Annotated in this window: 13 protein-coding genes; 6 read left to right on the top strand and 7 right to left on the bottom strand. The window is 67.2% G+C overall.

All coding sequences use genetic code 11. The annotated features are described in order from the left end of the window. Window positions 1–20: 20 nt before the first annotated feature. Entirely contained in the window at window positions 21–1,370 is a 1,350-nt protein-coding gene (locus ABI214_RS09105; RefSeq protein WP_348609012.1) for a spinster family MFS transporter, read from the top strand. A 31-nt stretch (window positions 1,371–1,401) separates the two neighbouring features. Next, the gene (locus ABI214_RS09100) at window positions 1,402–2,262 is read left to right on the top strand and encodes an alpha/beta hydrolase family protein (RefSeq protein WP_348609009.1); all 861 of its coding nucleotides are present in this window, start codon (window positions 1,402–1,404) and stop codon (window positions 2,260–2,262) included. A gap of 110 nt (window positions 2,263–2,372) precedes the next feature. Here the strand turns inward: ABI214_RS09100 and ABI214_RS09095 are convergent, their stop codons facing one another. Both ABI214_RS09095 and ABI214_RS09090 read right to left on the bottom strand, forming a co-directional pair. Next, window positions 2,373–3,881: a carboxylesterase/lipase family protein gene (locus tag ABI214_RS09095; RefSeq protein WP_348609006.1), complete on the bottom strand. Its 1,509-nt coding sequence runs from the start codon at window positions 3,879–3,881 to the stop codon at window positions 2,373–2,375. Further along, complete coding sequence (locus ABI214_RS09090) at window positions 3,878–4,504, bottom strand: TetR/AcrR family transcriptional regulator (RefSeq protein WP_348609003.1); 627 nt, start codon at window positions 4,502–4,504, stop codon at window positions 3,878–3,880. Before ABI214_RS09090 ends, ABI214_RS09095 begins: the two co-directional genes overlap by 4 nt. Before the next feature lie 154 nt (window positions 4,505–4,658). Here ABI214_RS09090 and ABI214_RS09085 point away from each other — a divergent pair, with 154 nt between their 5' ends. Continuing rightward, entirely contained in the window at window positions 4,659–6,170 is a 1,512-nt protein-coding gene (locus tag ABI214_RS09085) for a long-chain-fatty-acid--CoA ligase (RefSeq protein ID WP_348609000.1), read from the top strand. Window positions 6,171–6,191: 21 nt separating this feature from the next. Here ABI214_RS09085 and ABI214_RS09080 read toward each other — a convergent pair whose 3' ends face one another. Continuing rightward, window positions 6,192–6,962, bottom strand: a complete 771-nt coding sequence (locus ABI214_RS09080) for an IclR family transcriptional regulator (RefSeq protein ID WP_348608997.1) — start codon at window positions 6,960–6,962, stop codon at window positions 6,192–6,194. A gap of 521 nt (window positions 6,963–7,483) precedes the next feature. On the opposite strand from ABI214_RS09080, the gene ABI214_RS09075 reads away from it, so the two are divergent. Further along, on the top strand, window positions 7,484–8,932 hold the full coding sequence (locus tag ABI214_RS09075; RefSeq protein WP_348608994.1) for an MFS transporter: 1,449 nt from the start codon (window positions 7,484–7,486) through the stop codon (window positions 8,930–8,932). Window positions 8,933–9,034: 102 nt separating this feature from the next. Here ABI214_RS09075 and ABI214_RS09070 read toward each other — a convergent pair whose 3' ends face one another. Further along, complete coding sequence (locus tag ABI214_RS09070) at window positions 9,035–10,066, bottom strand: Lrp/AsnC family transcriptional regulator (protein WP_348608992.1); 1,032 nt, start codon at window positions 10,064–10,066, stop codon at window positions 9,035–9,037. 134 nt (window positions 10,067–10,200) lie between these two features. Here ABI214_RS09070 and ABI214_RS09065 point away from each other — a divergent pair, with 134 nt between their 5' ends. Next, the gene (locus ABI214_RS09065) at window positions 10,201–11,607 is read left to right on the top strand and encodes an MFS transporter (RefSeq protein WP_348608990.1); all 1,407 of its coding nucleotides are present in this window, start codon (window positions 10,201–10,203) and stop codon (window positions 11,605–11,607) included. Next, window positions 11,604–12,800 carry an amidohydrolase gene (locus ABI214_RS09060; RefSeq protein ID WP_348608987.1) on the top strand — a complete coding sequence of 399 codons (1,197 nt, stop codon included), beginning with the start codon at window positions 11,604–11,606 and terminating at the stop codon, window positions 12,798–12,800. The genes ABI214_RS09065 and ABI214_RS09060 overlap by 4 nt, the downstream gene beginning before the upstream one ends. Before the next feature lie 16 nt (window positions 12,801–12,816). Here the strand turns inward: ABI214_RS09060 and ABI214_RS09055 are convergent, their stop codons facing one another. The 3 genes from ABI214_RS09055 to prpD are packed head-to-tail and all read right to left on the bottom strand — an operon-like array spanning window position 12,817 to window position 16,353. After that, on the bottom strand, window positions 12,817–13,938 hold the full coding sequence (locus ABI214_RS09055; protein WP_348608984.1) for a bifunctional 2-methylcitrate synthase/citrate synthase: 1,122 nt from the start codon (window positions 13,936–13,938) through the stop codon (window positions 12,817–12,819). Next, window positions 13,935–14,849 carry a methylisocitrate lyase gene (gene prpB / locus ABI214_RS09050; RefSeq protein ID WP_348608981.1) on the bottom strand — a complete coding sequence of 305 codons (915 nt, stop codon included), beginning with the start codon at window positions 14,847–14,849 and terminating at the stop codon, window positions 13,935–13,937. The genes ABI214_RS09055 and prpB overlap by 4 nt, the downstream gene beginning before the upstream one ends. A gap of 1 nt (window position 14,850) precedes the next feature. Further along, window positions 14,851–16,353 (bottom strand): 2-methylcitrate dehydratase PrpD, encoded by a 1,503-nt coding sequence (gene prpD, locus ABI214_RS09045; RefSeq protein ID WP_348608978.1) that lies wholly within the window; start codon window positions 16,351–16,353, stop codon window positions 14,851–14,853. Window positions 16,354–16,424: the final 71 nt, after the last annotated feature.

The raw sequence follows: 16,424 nt of genomic DNA, 5'->3' as shown, positions 1-16,424 counted from the left end.
CTTCGACACCGAGGACTCCCATGTCGCTGCCTAGAACCGTGACGGGCGCCCCTGCCCCTGACACCGGCCGCACCACAATTCTCAGCGGGGCGCTGGTCGCCCTGTTCCTCGCCAACCTCCTCAACTTCTTCGACCGGTCGATCCCCTCGGTCGTCGCCGAGCCGATCAAGCACGAATTCGCCCTCAGTGACCTGCAGTTGGGCCTGATCACGTCAGCCTTCACCGTTGTGTACGCGATCGCGGGACTGCCACTCGGGCGCCTTGCCGACCGCGGAAACCGCCCGGGGATCATCGGTGTCGGACTGCTTGTGTGGAGTGGCCTGACCGCAGCCACCGGGGCAGCGGGTAACTACATGCTGTTCATCCTCGTCCGGCTCGGCGTCGGTGTCGGAGAGGCCGCCTTCACTCCAGCCGCGAACTCGATGATCGGCGACCTCTACCAGGCCGATCGCCGTTCCCGTGCCGTCGGCATCTTCATGCTGGGACTCCCGATGGGGCTGATGCTCGCCTACTTCACGGTCGGCAGGATCGCCGAGGCCTTCGACTCGTGGCGGGCGCCGTTCTTCGTCGCCGCGGTCCCGGGCGTCATCCTCGCGCTCGTGATGCTGCGGATGCGCGATCCCGAACGCGGTGGTGCTGAGCAGGTTTCGATCGCCGAATCGGGTGCGGTCCGGCGCCCGATCCGCCTCCTGCTGTCGATCCCGACCCTGCGCTGGCTGATCCTCGCCGGCCTGACCTTCAACTTCGCGGCCTATGCGGTCAACTCCTTCACGGTCCCGCTGCTGATGCGGCAGTACGAACTGAAACTGACGTCCGCGGCCGTCGTCACCGGCGTCATCGTCGGGCTCACCGGGTTGTTCGGGCTGTTGCTCGGGGCTCGCTACGCCGACCGGGCCTCGGCAACCTCGCCGCGGTCTCGGCTGATGATCGGCGTCGTCGCCACCGCCGTCGCGGCGCCGCTCACCGCGTTGGCGCTGATGCAGAACGGCGGCAGCGTATTCCTGTTCGCCCTGCTGTTCTCGCTCGGCTGGCTGCTCGCCTACGGTTTCTACGTGAGCGTGTATCCCGCGATTCACGATGTTGTCGTTCCGCAGCTACGTGCCACCGCAACCGCGCTGTTCTTCGCCGCGATGTACCTACTCGGAGGATTTGCCGGACCGGTTGTGGTCGGCGGTATCTCCGACTGGTTCGCAGAACGTGCGGCACGCAGCGCAGGCGTGCAGGGCGTCGCGCAGTTCGCGGGCCAGGGGCTCAACTCCGCGCTCTACCTGGTGCCGTTGATGCTTGCGCTGACCGCAGCTTTCATCTACCTCGCTACCCGTCGGGTGGATGCGGACTCGATTCGTATGCGGTCCAGTCTCGCCGACTGACCGTGCCGATCAATTCGAAAGGTATTCCTTCATGCGAAAATCTCTCAAACTGTTCGCGAATGCTGCAGCGACGGTTGCGCTGTGCGCGACACTCGGGCTGACGGGCCCGGCCGGAACGGCGGCCGCCGAGACGCCCGGCATCCCGAGCGTCGGGCACAACTGGGCGGGCGCAGGGCCGTACACGCCGAACGTCTCGATCGGGCTGGTACATACTCTGTACTACCCGCGTGAGCTCGGCGCACACGGCGAGAAGCATCCCGTTGTGATCTGGGGGAACGGGACCGGCGTGCTCCCCGGTGCGTACACCTCGTTGTTGCGCCACTACGCCAGCCACGGATTCATCGTGGTCGCCGCCAATACCCCGGCGAGCAACTTCGCCGTCACCATGCGGTCGGGAATCGACCTCATCGCGGGCAAGGCGGCCGACCCATCGAGCGTCTTCTTCGGCAAAGTCGACCTGGAACACATCGGCGCGGTGGGGCACTCACAGGGCGGGTCTGCGGCGATCAATGCCGCGATCGACGACCGCGTCGACACCGCCGTCGCGATCCAGCCGGGCCCGCTCAACGATGTCGACCTCATCGACGAGCCCGTTCTCTATCTCGCCGGCGAGGCCGACGCAATCGTCTGGCCGACGATGGTGCGGGCGATGTATGAGGACGCCGACCACGTGCCCGCCGAGTATCTGGAACTGCGAGGCGCCACGCACTTCGGCACATCGATCACCGGCGGCGATATGCGCGGACCGAGCACGGCGTGGCTGCGGTACTGGCTACTCGACGATCCGAACGCCCGCACCGAGTTCTTCGGCGCGAGCTGCGGATACTGCACTGACACCCAGCAGTTCTCGGACTTCGACCGCAACGATCTGGCCCTGCAGATCCCGGGCTGACGGTCGAGTCCCGCGCTGGAGGCACTGTGTGCGCTGCGCATAGCGGATGTCCCCCCGTCGAAGGCCATGCCTTCGACGGGGGGACGAGCGCATCGATCAGGCAGCCATGGTCACCGGATGCCGCTCCACAATTGCCGCTGCGGTGCATGCGGATCCGTCTGCACGGCGGAGACGGTGTCGAAGCGCATAGTTGCTCGGTCACGAACGGTGTATGGCGCCCAGCCGGGATCGCCGTGAGTCGCGAATGCGATCCACGCGGCGTGCATGGTGTCGGCCAAGTCCTGCGGCGGGCGTGCTCCCACCACGTTCTCGAACCCCCCGATGCCGAGGTTGTCGAAGACGAACGGGATCTCGGCAGTATGGCAAGCGCCCAGCCGGCCGTCGAACGTCGGTGGTTGCCACGCGAATTCGTAGGCGTAGGTGCGTCCCCGGCCGTTGTCGGCATGCGCCTCTGCCAACCGGATGGCGGGTATCCGGTAGAACCAGTCGGTGCCGACGGCCGCGAGGAGGTCTCCGGGGCCGGCATTCGGATCGGCTTCTCGGTAGACCGGCAGCGCGACATCGGGGTCGAGCCCGTACGCGGCAACCGCGCCATGCGACAGCTCGGCTGTGACCGCGTCGATCGCGCCGACCGGAACCAGGAAGTAGCGGAATTCCTCTGTGTTGCATCCGATCAGCACGTCGACGTCGCCGCTCGCGCCGTCCGCTATCGCTTCGGGCGGCGCGACCGGGAGCACTTCGCCGTCCACCACGGGCTCGAACGGCATGAGGTTGCGTGTCACCTCACCCCACCGTTGCGGATTCGGGTCGGCCGACACCGCGGCCCGCAACTGTTGCTGGGCGGCCAGTACCCGGTCCGTGGGCACAGTGGCGAGGGCTTCCTGGGTTGGCGAAATCCCCAGCAGGGAGGCCAGTTCTTCCGAGATCCTCTCGGCGGTCTCGGGCCGTATCGTGTGATGGGCCGCGCCACTCTGCAGGATTGCGCGCCGGAACAAGCCCTCGGCTTGTGGGGAGGCGAGTAGCGCTCCGATGCTCATCGCGCCGGCGGATTCGCCGAATACCGTCACAGCCGCAGGGTCACCGCCGAAGGCTGCGATGTTGTCGCGAACCCAGCGCAACGCCGCGATCTGGTCGCGCAGGCCGAGATTCGTGCCCTGCCCGCGTAGATGTCCGAACCCGTCGACGCCGAGCCGGTAGTTGATGGTCACCAGCACGACACCGTCGCGGGCGAATGCGGTGCCGTCGTAGGCGGCGGTCGAACCGGAGCCGTTGGTGAACGCACCACCGTGGATCCATACCATCACCGGCGCCGTGCCGTTCGGGTCCGGTGTCCACACGTTGAGGTTGAGGTAGTCCTCGCCCGGGATGAACACTTCGGAGATCAGCGCATCATAAGGAGGTGCATACGGGGAGGCCGGTGCGGTGGGTCCGTACTCGCTCGCGTCTCGCACTCCGTCCCACCGGGGACATGGCTCGGGTGGAGCGAATCGGCGCGCACCGACCGGTGCAGCAGCGTAAGGAATTCCCTTGAAGGAGACCACACCCGTGGTCGGATCCGTCCGGCCGAGTACCGCTCCGTCGGTGGTGGTGACGACCACACTCTGCTCGGCGCGTGTCATCGCACTGCTCCTTCGTCCGCTCCGACGATACGAAGGGCGTAGTGGACGTAGTTGTCGGCCACCTCGTCCCGGGTGAACGGCTCATCCGGCCCGAACCACTGCGCCACCTGGATGGCCATCCCGCCGATGGCGACGGCGCCCAGGTGGAGATTCTCGACTCGGAAGACGCCATCGCGGACACCGAGTTCGAGTGTGTCGACCAGAAGTCGGCTGCACGACGCCCGCAATTCCAGTGCGGGTGCGGCAAGTTCGTCAGGTAGCGCGTGCAGCTCCGAGTTCGTCACCACGGCCAGAAGAGGGAAATCGGTGTGCAGCAGTACATGCGCGCGAACGAGCGCCGACAGCTGGGCCACCGCAGTGGGCTCGGCGGCGGCGAGTGCGTTCGTCAGCCGTGCATGCAGCTCGCGGTGTCCGGTCAGCACCAGCTCCGCCAGGATATGGTCCTTGGACCGATAGTGTGCGTACAGGCTCGCCGAGGTGATCCCGACTTCGTTCGCGATCTTGCGGATGGACACCGCGCTGTATCCGGATTCGGCGAAGAGCGCCAGTGCGGCTCGGAGTATCGCGCCCCGCGTTCCGGCAGGTGTCACGCCCTCGGGTAGTTCCACGGGTACGGCGGCCACTCGCCGCGGTTTCCACACCGACACATCCACCTCAGACTCCTTCGTTCGACTCCGATCGGGTCTTCCTACCGATCGATCGGTTGACAGCGTACGTGATACAGACCGATAGTTAGGTAATTCTCAATGGCAACCGATCGATCGGCAGGGAGATGAAGTGACGAATCTGGCAACCACACTGGTGGCCTCGGCTGGACGGCATCCAGACCGGATCGCGGTGATCTGCGGCGAGCAGCAACTCACCTACGCCGAATTGGAGACGGCCAGCGCCGCACTGGCGCTCGAACTGCGCGAGCGTGGGGTTCGGTCCGGCGATCGCGTCGCGATGATGTTGCCGAATGTCCCGATGTTTGCGATCGCCTATTACGCGATCCTGCGATGCGGCGCGATCGTGGTGCCGATGAACCCGCTGCTCAAACCCCGCGAAGTCGCCCACCAACTCGCCGACAGCACGGCAGCGCTGTTGCTCGCCTGGCACGAGGCCGTCGAGGCGACCCCCGGCGCGGCGCTCGCCGACGTCGAATGCCTGACGGTGCATCCAGATTCACTCGTGGACCGGGTGCCGGTGCAGGGCGGCGAGGGTGGCGTTGCGCTCCGAGAGCCCTCGGACACTGCGGTCATCCTCTACACCTCGGGTACCACCGGCAAGCCGAAAGGCGCTGAGCTCTCCCACCGCAACCTCATGTGCAATCAGCAGGTCACCAGCACGAGCCTGCTGGAGTTGACCGAGGACGACGTCGTATTCGGAGGCCTGCCACTGTTTCACGCGTTCGGGCAGACCGTCACCCTGACCTCGGCCATCGCCCACGGTGCACGCCTCACTCTCTTACCCCGTTTCGACGCCGCCGATGCACTGCAGGTCCTGGCCCGCGACCGTGTCACCGTCTTCGTCGCAGTGCCGACCATGTACGCCGCGCTGCTCGCGCATCCGGACCGTGCCGAATATGACCTGAGCGCGCTGCGGCTCTGCGTGTCCGGCGGTGCGGCACTGCCGGTGGAGACGTTGCACGCCTTCGAGAAGCAGTTCGACACAACGATCCTCGAAGGCTGGGGGTTGTCGGAGACTTCACCGGTGGCGTGCTTCAACCATCCGGATGCGCCGCGCAAGGCGGGCAGCATCGGCACACCGATCGACGGTGTCGGTATGCGCGTGCTCGGCGACGACGGGCGGGAACTGGGCGTCGGGGAGGTCGGAGAACTCGCGGTGCACGGCCATAACGTCATGAAGGGCTACTGGCGTCAGCCCGCGGCCACCGCGGCAGTGCTCTCGGATGGCTGGTTCCGGACAGGCGACCTCGGCCGGATCGACACCGACGGACATTACTGGATCATGGACCGGAAGAAGGACCTGATCATCCGCGGCGGATTCAATATCTACCCACGCGAGATCGAAGAAGTCCTCTACGAGCACCCCGATGTCGAAATGGCCGCCGTCATAGGCATTCCGGCACCTGCCTTGGGTGAGGAGATCGGTGCGGCCGTCGTGCTCCGGCCCGGCTCACGAACCACACCCGAGGACCTGCGGATCTTCGTCCGTGAACGCGTCGCACCCTACAAGTATCCGCGCCATGTCTGGCTGGTCGACGAACTGTCCAAGGGCGCCACCGGGAAGATCCTCAAACGCGCGATCGTCATACCCGACACCGTCGTCGTTGCTGTCTCGACGTAGGGGCGGCCACGCCGGCAGGGGTCAGGCGGGGATCGGTCGCAGCGTGCGGCTGTTGGTCATGTGCCGCCACGTCGCGAGGGCGGCCATCCGCACGGGCGCGACCAGTGCCGAGCTGTTCATCGCCCTGGTCGGTCCGCACACCGAGATCGCCCCGACGGTGTTCTTGCCGTCGCCGATCGCGGCCGCCACACATGACACTCCGACGGTCGTCTCGTCCCGGTCGTGGGCGATGCTCTGCTCGCGGATGCGGGCGAGTTCGACTCGCAGCCGGGCCGGGTCGCGGATCGAGTTCCGGGTGGGGCCCACAGTGGGTTCGGGGAGCACGGTCGCGGCGTCGACACGCGAGTGCGCGAGGAGGGCCTTGCCGATGGCGGTGCGGTACGCGGGCTGCCGTCCACCCACGCGGGAGGGAACCGAGAGCGTGAATCGGCCACCGAGCTTCTCGAGGTAGAGCACGTCGGTGCCGTCGAGCACGGCGAGGTGGACGACCAGGCCGGTTGCGTTGTGCAGCTCGTGCAGAACCGGGAGGGCCGCCTGGTGCACCCGGTCGTGGTGTTGGGCCAGGGACCCGAGTTCGAGCATCTTCATGCCGAGCTCGTACGCGTGCCCGTGGCGACGGATCCAGCCGATCCGGACCAGCTGCAGCAGCATCCGGTGCGTGGACGACCGGGGGAAGCCGGTGCGGCGCGACAGCTCCGACAGCGTGAGCCGCTCGGCCTCCCTGAACGCGTCCAGCAGGATCGCGACGCGGTCGATGACTGCGATCGGTGAGCTTGCCTCTGTCGTCGTCATGACCCTTCGAACCTCCATTGATGCGTCGTTCCGATCTGATTGAGCAAGCGTTCAATCAAGTGGTGAGACTGTATCAGCGCGCGCCGCGTCGCTCCAGCACCGGCGAGAACTCGTTTCGGAGGGGGGACGGCTGGGCCGGCTGGGCCGGACGGTCGCGGGCCCTCGGCGTGTCGGCCGGGTTGGGGATCGGTGCGGTGAACGTTCCCGGGCGAGGCTGCGCGGATCCGCGACTGGCGAACGGAGTCCGTGTGGTGCGCGTTACCTGGCGTGAGTCGCGGATTCGTGCAAGCGGATTCGGCCCAGCGGAACACGCCTGCAGGATTCCCGAAAAACACTTGCGGGCACGAAGTTTCCGGTCGGGTGGCGGCGCGCGGCATCGATCGGCGCCCGGCGAGGTGGGGGTGCGTCGTTCGGTTCGGAACGGTTTTCCGCTCACCGGGAAACGATGGAGGTGAGTCGCGTCTCACCTCCTAACGTGCTTGCGGTCACTGTTGGGCACACGACTGGAATGTAGGTAGGAAATGTCAGTCTCCGTCTCTCAGGGCGACGCGACCCCCGTCCGGGGCACCGGTGGTGACGCCGGCGGTTCGACCGGGTACTGGATCCGGGTCCTGCTGATCCTCGTTCTGCTCACCGAGCAGGCGGCACTGGCGTTCGCCCTCTTCACCCCGGCGTTGCCGAAGATCGCCGCGAAGTACGAGACGACGCAGGTCGTCTGGGTCATGACGGCACTGGTGCTCGCGGCCGCGATCGCGTCCCCGATCCTCGGCAAGCTGGCCGACGTCTACGGCAAGAAGCGGATCCTGGTGATCACCGCGGCCATCGCGAGCCTGGGCGCGCTCATCTCCGCGGTCGCGCCGACGTTCCCGATCCTGCTGGTCGGCCGGTTCCTGTCGGGCGTCGGCTTCGCCTTCACCGCCCTCGGATACTCGCTGATCCGCGACATCTTCCCGGCGCGCCTGCAGGCGATGTCGATCTCCATCGCCAACACCGGCGTCGGTGTGGTCACCGTGCTGGCACCGCTGATCTCCGGCTACATGCTCGACCACACGGGTGTCTCGTCGGTGTTCTGGTTCTCCTTCGCGCTGTGCGCCGTGGGCGGCCTGCTGACCCTGCTCTTCGTCCCCGAAACCCCGGTTCGTGCGCAGGTTTCGGTCGACTGGCTGGGAGCCTTCCTGCTCACCGTCGCGCTGTTCACCGTGATGCTCGCGCTGTCGCTGGGCGCCGGCTGGGGCTGGCTGAGCGGTAGGACCGTTGGCACGCTCGCCGTCACCGTGATCTTCGCCGTCGCCTGGGTCGTGTGGGAGCGCCGCTGCCCCGAGCCGCTGATCAGCATCGAGGTGCTGGCCAGCCGCAAGGTCGGCATCACATTGCTCGCCGGTGGTATCGCCTACGGCGCAACCACACTCACCGCGACGCTGATCCCGATGCTGCTGCAGACTCCGAAGGAGGCCGCCGACTACGGCTTCGGCCTGTCGGTCACCGACATGGCGCTGTGGATGCTGCCCGGTGGCATCCTGATCGTCCTCGGTGGTGTCTTCGTCGGTGCCACGTCGAAGCGAATCGGCTTCCGCCAGCACCTTATCGGTGGTTCCCTCCTGATCGCCGCCGGCGCCGCGATGCTGGCGACCACGCCCGACCAGGCATGGCAGGTCGTCTTCGCCTACGGCCTCATCGGCTTCGGCTCGATGATCTACGCCGCAATCCCGAACCTGGTGATGATGGCGCTGCCCGAGGACCAGCGCGCGATCGGCGCCAACTTCACCGGACTGTCGCAGTCGATGTTCGGCGGCATGCTGTCCTCGGTGGGATTCGCGCTGCTGGCGCAGCACGTGCTCACGGTGGGCCCGGCAGGCCCGGTCTACAGTTCGGACGGCTTCTTCGTCGGCTTCATGGTGGCCGCGGGTGCCGCTCTGGTCGGCGCGATCCTGGCCTTCGGCATCACCGTCGGACGCCGCGGCGAGGGTTAGTCCCCGCACACCTTCGACGCACTCGGGGCCTGCGCCGGATCACGGTGCAGGCCCCGAGGCGTTTCGAGTACTTGGGTGATGAGGTACCGGTCGCGACGGCAGCTACGGAACGTCGATGTCGGCGAAGATCGAAGTCGACGTCACCACATCACCGGCACGTCCGTCCGCATCGAGGACGAATCCACCCCGTTTGTGGGTTCGGAGGGTCACGAATGTGTCCGTGATCTCGACACCGGGGAGTTCGCGGGCCAATGCGGCCGCGAAGGCGGCGATGTCCGCGGTGGACCTGAGCCACATCGTCAGGAGGATGTTCGAACGGCCCGTGATGGCCTCGACGACACGACATTTCGGGAGACCGGCAAGGGATTCCCCGATCGTGTTCAGCTGGTCCGGCGGTGCGGAGATCATGAACGTCGTCGGTACGACCGGCCCGGTGACGGCGGGGGCGCCTTCGCAGCGCAGCGCGATACGGCCGGAGCCGATCATCCTCTCGACGCGACGACGCGCGGTCGGCCCGGTGGTTCCGCAGTGTTCGGAGAGGTCGGTCCAGGACCGTCGCCCGTCATCGACGAGGGCTTCGAGTAGCCGGCGGTCCAGGTCGTCGAGCGGAGGCACCGGTCGTCGCGGATTGACCGGGCGGGGCTTGCTCAGGCGAGCGGACTGGTGCAGGTCGAGGGCCTGCACCCGCCAGCGCGAGCCTTCTCTGAACGTTGCCAGCACGACCATTGCGGTCACGGAGACGATGCCCTCGATGGGATCGATTCGTTCGTCGAGCAGCCTGGTGAGTCCGTCGAGTGTGGGGACGAAGACATCGAGGAGGAAGTCCGCCTCACCCGACGTGCTCGACACCGAGACAATCGCCGGCTCGGCGACCAAGGCGGCAGCGACTGCCCGTTTGAGTTGCGGTCGGCACGTGACCGTCACGAAGGCCACACACCCGTAGCGGACGAAAGCAGGGCCCGGGACGAGCGCGATCCACGCCGAGCCGTCATCGGACAGGGCGCGCCAGCGCCGAGCCAAGGTTTTGGGGGTGTGCCGCAGCGTCTGCGCAAGAACGGCCCAGTCGGCGCGCGGATTCATCTGCAGTGCGTCGACGATCGCGATATCGAGCTCGGACCCGACCTGTGCGTTCATTTCAGGCATCCTGCCAATCAGTCATGTCAATTGTCGGTAATTTCCGAGCTCGGGTGATGTGGGCCACCCACAGTGGTGTGCGCGCTGCCGGCGCATCCTGGTCTCCAGGCCCCTTCCACTGTCGAGGTTCAATCATGTCGACACAATCACCGCCAGGCACGGACGTGGCCGATCGGCGGCGGCTGCCGATCACGGCGCTGCTGGGCTCGATGGCACTCGTCGAGCTGCTCAGCGGCGTCACCCAGGGGTACTTGACGCCCCTCCTGCCGTCGCTCGGCGAGGGCCTGCACATCACCCAAGCGGGGCAGACCCGGATCTACCTGCTCTCCCAGCTCGCCTTCGCCGTCTGGACGCCGCTGTTGGCGAAGCTCGGAGACTCGTACGGGTACCGGCGTTACCTGCGCATCTCCATCGCCCTCGTGGCTGTCGGCACCCTGTTGATGGCAGTCCGACCGAGTTCGCTCACCCTCTCCGTCGGTGTCGTCCTACAGGCCGCTGTCGTCGGTTTCATGCCGCTGCTCATCGGCATCCTGCGGCACCGCGCCCCGGAACACCGGCGATCCGGAGTGGGCATTCTGGTCGGAGTCTTGACCGCGGCGGTGGGCCTCGGTGGGGTCGTCTCGGGTTCGCTCAGTGAGCATTCGGCGACACTGGGACTGTGGGCGGCGGTACCGGTGGCGGTGCTGGCCGTTGTTGCGGGCCTGGTTCTTCCGGACGGCGCGCCCCACACCGGAGAGCGGTTTCCCGTGCTGCAATTCGTGCTGTTGGCCTCAGGGCTCGTCGGGGTCGTCACTGCGCTGTCGCTCGGTGGCGAGTGGGGGTGGACCTCCCTGCGCACGGTCGGCGCGCTGGTCGCGGGACTGGTCATGCTCGCGGCGTGGATCGCCACCGACGCTCGGTCGACGACGCCGCTGGTGAGCATGCGGATGCTGACGACTCCACCGGTCGCCATCGTTTCCGGCGTCACCTTCTGCCTGGCGTTCTCGACGATCGGGTTCTTCGGCGCCAACGCGATCTTCCTCGGCTCGTCACCAGCCCGGTCCGGCATCGGTCTGGCCTACGGTCCGCAAGCGATCGCGCTGGTCGCTCTGGCGCTGAACGTGTTCGCGCTGGGCAGCTCGCTGTCCACTGCAACGCTGCTCCGCAGGCTCGGCGAGCGCTACACGCTTGCGCTTTCCGGCGTCGTCATCGCGGCCGCGTTCCTGAGCCTTCTGGTGTGGCACGACACGCCCACGCAGTACCTCGTCGCGATCGCGCTGCTCGGACTCGGTTTCGGCGGATACCAGGCTTCGACTCGCGCGCTGTGCGTGGAATGCGTCGCGGAGACCGACACCGCCATGGCGGCGGGCATCAACGAGCTGGCACTGTCCTTCGGCGCAGCAATCGGAGCGTCGGTGGTGGGCGCGATCATCGCAGCACACCAGACCTCCGCCGGCGTGACGCTGCACGCCTACCTCTGGCTGTGGTCCGTGTGCGCCGTCGTCGCTCTGGTCGGCGCGGGACTGGGCCTCTGCTACCGGGCGCGGGAGGTGCAGCAGTGACCGCGGTACGAGACACCGAAGTGGACGACGTCGCGGCAGCGATCGAGGCGGCCGTGGCGCGCTGGTCCGACCGACTCCTCGAACTGAGCCACAGCCTGCACCGGGAACCGGAGATCGCCTTCGCGGAGTTCCGGTCGTGCGGAAAGATCACCGCCCTCGTCACCGCTGCCGGATTCACCGTCGAACGCGGTGTCGGCGGCCTGGACACCGCGTTCACCGCCACTTACGGCGCCGGCGAACTCACTGTCGGCTTCTGCGCGGAATACGATGCCCTGCCTGGGATCGGGCACGCCTGTGGTCACAACGTCAACGCTGCCGCGGCTGTCGGCGGCGCCCTCGCGCTCGCTGAGGTAGCCGATCAGCTCGGACTCCGGGTCAAGTTGGTCGGCACCCCGGCCGAAGAAGCCGGTGGGGGAAAGGCAATTCTCTTGCGGGAAGGCATCTTTGATGATGTCTCCGTCGCAATGATGGTGCATGCCGGCGCTCAGGACGAGGTTGCGGGCTCGTCGCTCGCGATGACCCAACTGACGGTGCGGTACGTGGGCAAGCCTGCCCACGCCGCAACTGCCCCCTGGGAAGGTGTGAACGCTCTCGACGCCATCTCGATCGCGTACCACGCCATCGGCCTACTGCGGCAGCAACTCGAACCGGGCGTGATCGTCTCGTTCATCGTCACCGAGGGCGGGCAGGCGCCGAACGTGATTCCGGCGCAAACCGCAGCCGCGGTGGAGATTCGCGCAAAGACGCTCGCCCAACTGCGCCGGACGCAGTCCAGGGTCCAGGCGTGCCTGCAGGCCGGTGCCATCGCCACCGGGACCAACCTCACGGTCGCCGCCACCGGCGAGGAGTTTGCAGATCTCCTACAGGACGACCATCTGACCGGCGCCTACGTGCGCGCACTCCGACGACTGGGACGAACTCCGATCTCCCGTGCCGGTGAGCACATCGCGTCCACCGATATGGGCAACATCTCGCAGGTGATTCCCTCGATTCACCCGACGATCGGCTACGACGTCGGTGACGCAGTGCACCACACCGCGGAGTTCGCCGAGCACGGTACGTCGCCCTCCGCCGACGCGGCCGTGCTTGACGGGGCGGCAGCGCTTGCGCTTGTCGGTGCGGAGATCGGGCTCGATCCCCGACAGCGGACCCGGCTCGTCAACGGCACATCGTCGCCACACAGGGAACAGTAGGGCGCGGTCCGTCCGCTCAGGCGACCACCGAGCGCTGCGGCACTCCGGTGTACTCGCTGAGCGGACGGATCAGTGCGTTGGACTCGCCCTGCTCGATGATGTGCGCGGTCCAACCCGTGATGCGGCTCATCACGAAGATAGGGGTGAAGACCTCGACATCGAAGCCCATGAGGTAGTACGCAGGGCCGGTGGGGAAGTCGAGGTTGGGCTTGATGCCCGTGGCGTCGTCCATGGTGCGCTCGAGGATCTCGTACATCTGGATCCACTTGTCGCCGCTGGTCTTCGCGGCGACGTCGAAGAACGCCTTGCGCATCGTCGGGACACGCGAGTCACCGTTCTTGTAGACGCGGTGGCCGAAGCCCATCACCTTCTCCTTGCGGGCCAGCTTGTCCCGCATCCAGGCCTCGGCGCGCTCGGGCTCGCCGATCTCGATCATGTCGTGCATGACGGCCTCGTTGGCGCCGCCGTGCAGCGGCCCCTTGAGGGTTCCGATCGCGGCAGTGACGGCGCTGTAGATGTCCGACAGCGTCGAGGTCACCACGCGGGCGGCGAAGGTCGAGGCGTTGAAGCTGTGCTCCGCGTAGAGGATCAGCGAGACTTCGAACGCCTTCACGATCTCCCGCTCGGGGATCTCGCCGAAGGACATGTTGAGGAAGTTCTCGGCGAAGCCGAGGTGGCTGTGCGGGGCGATCGGATCGAGACCGTGCCGACGGCGGTGATCGGCGGCGACGATGGTCGGCAGCACGGCCATCATGCGAAGTGCCTTCTCCCGATTGGCCTTCGGAGAGCTGTCCGCCTCCTCGGGGTCCTCGGCTCCCAGGTAGCTGATGGCCGTGCGGACGACATCCATGGGGTGACAGTTGTCCGGCATCTTCGCCACCAGCGACAGCAGTGACCGGTCGGCGCGACGGCTCGCCCGCTCGCGCTGGCAGAACAGCTCGAGCTGGGCGTCCGAGGGCAGCTCGCCGTTCCACAGGAGGTACGCGACCTGCTCGAAGCTGCAGTTCGCCGCCAGGTCCTGGACGGCGTAGCCGCGGTAGGTCAGCGAGTTGGTCTCGGGAACGACCTTGGAGATCGCGGTGGTGTCGACTACGACACCGGCGAGCCCCTTGTAGATCGTCGGGACTGCATTCGTCATTGGTTCCCTCCGAGCGTGAAGTTGAAGACTCCGGAATCGAACTCGTTGTAGCGCTCGTACTCGAGAAGCTCGTAGAGCCGGGAGCGAGTCTGCATCTGGTCGAGCTGACCCTCCTGGGTGCCAGTCGCGTGGATCTCGCGCAGCCCCCGTTCGATGGCGCCCATCGCGAGACGCAGCGTAGTAACCGGGTAGATCACCGCGTTGTAGCCGATGTCCCCGAGCGTCTGCGCGGGGATGAGCCTGGACTTGCCGAACTCGGTCATGTTCGCGAGCAACGGGATGTCCACTGCCGCGCGGAACTTCGCGAAGTCCGCCTCGGTGTGCAGGGCCTCGGTGAAGATCATGTCGGCGCCGGCGTCGGCGTAGGCCTTGGCCCGCTCGATCGCGGCATCGATGCCGTCGATCCCGGCGGCGTCGGTGCGGGCGCAGATCACGAAGTTCGCGTCACGTCGAGCCGCGACGGCGGCGCGCAGGCGACGGACCATGTCGTCGGTGGGGACAATGGCTTTGCCGTCGAGGTGGCCGCAGCGCTTGGGGTTGACCTGGTCCTCGAGGTGCAGGCCGGCGATGCCGGCGTCCTCGGCGGCGAGGACGGTGCGTGCCGCCGACATGGGCTCGCCGAAGCCGGTGTCGGCATCGATGAGCACGGGCAGGTCGGTGACGCCGGCGATCTGCCGGCTGTGCGCGACGACCTCGGTGAGCGTGGTCAGCCCGATGTCGGGCAGGCCGAGCCCGGCGGAGAACGCACCGCCCGAGACGTAGACGCCCTCGAACCCGATCTCCTGGATCAGCTTGGCGGTCAACGGATTGATCGCACCGGGCAGGCGCTGGATCTTCCCCGAGGACAGGCCGGCGCGCAGCGCGTGGCGCTTGTCGGCGGCCGTGGTGGTGGCAGCGATGAGGCCGGCCATGTCAGAACAGTCCCTTCGGCGACTTGGGCGAGCGGGCGAGGACGTCGCCGGTGACCGTGAACGTGAGCTGGTTCAGCTCGCCGGCCTTCAGCTTCGGGGTGCGCTGCGCGGCGTCGAGGAAGCGGTCCTGCTCGACCGGATCGACGACACCGTCGGCGAGGGTGCGGAACTTGGCGATGTACTGGTCGCGGGCGAACGGCCGGGCACCGAGCGGGTGCGCGTCGGCGATCGCCAGCTCGTCGACGATCACCTCGCCGCTGCGCAGCGTGACCTCGGCGCGGGCACCGAACGCCTTCTCGTCCGGGTCGGCCGAGTGATAACGCCGCGTCCACTCCGGATCCTCGGCGGTGGAGATCTTGTGCCACAGCTCGATCGTGTCGGGACGCTGCGCGCGCTCCGGTGCGTACGAACGCTCGTGGTGCCACGTGCCGTCCTGCAACGCGACCGCAAAGATGTACATCACCGAGTGGTCGAGGGTCTCGCGGCTGGCGGTCGGATCGAACTTCTGCGGATCGTTCGAGCCGGTGCCGATCACGACGTGGGTGTGGTGGCTGGTGTGCAGCACGATCGACGCGATCTGGTCGAGATCGCCGATGCGGTCGCGCATCCGGCGGGCCAGGTCGATGGGGGCCTGGCTCTGATACTCCGCCGAGTGCTCCTTGGTGTAGGTGTCGAGGATGGCGCGCTTGGCCTCGCCCGGACCGGGAAGCGGCACAGCGTATTCCGCGTTCGGACCGCCGAGCAGCCATGCGATGACGCCGTCCTCGCCCTCCCAGATGGGGGACGGAGCGCCCTCGCCGCGGATCGCGCGGTCCACGGCCTCGACGGCCATCTTGCCGGCGAAGGCCGGTGCGTACGCCTTCCAGCTGGAAATCTCGCCCTTGCGGGACTGCCGCGTCGCGGTCGTGGTGTGCAGCGCCTGACCCACGGCCTGGTACACGGTCTCGGTGTCGAGCCCGAGCAGGGTGCCGACGCCGGCCGCGGCGGACGGTCCGAGGTGGGCGACGTGGTCGATCTTGTGCTCGTGCAGGCAGATTGCGCGAACCAGGTCCACCTGGATCTCGTAGCCGGTGGCCAGGCCGCGGATCAGGTCCGTGCCGCCACGGCCGGTGTGCTGCGCGACCGCCAGGATCGAGGGGATGTTGTCGCCCGGATGCGAGTACTCCGCGGCCAGGAACGTGTCGTGGAAGTCGAGCTCACGCACCGCGACGCCGTTGGCCCACGCCGCCCACTCGGGCGAGTAGGTGCCACCGACACCGAAGACCGTCGAACCCGGGCCGTACGGGTGTGCCAGCGCCTGAGCGCGCGCGTTCGCCACCGGGCGACGGGTCACCGACGCCGCCGCGACGGCGGCGTTGTCGATGATCCGGTTGACGATCATGTCCGCGGTCTCGGCCGGAACCTCCACCGGATCGGTGGCCACCTCGGCGATCTTCCACGCGAGGTGCTCGGTCTTGGGGAACTCCTCCGCTGAGCGGTGGGTGTGAACGGAATGGGTCTTCAACGCGGTGTCCTTCGATGTCGTGATGTCGCTGGTTCTCGCAGCGTATGCACAACCGGATCCGGCGAGAAGTG

This window comes from Prescottella soli (assembly GCF_040024445.1).
GTDB lineage: Bacteria > Actinomycetota > Actinomycetes > Mycobacteriales > Mycobacteriaceae > Prescottella > Prescottella soli.
This window is presented reverse-complemented; position numbering and strand designations above follow the sequence as displayed.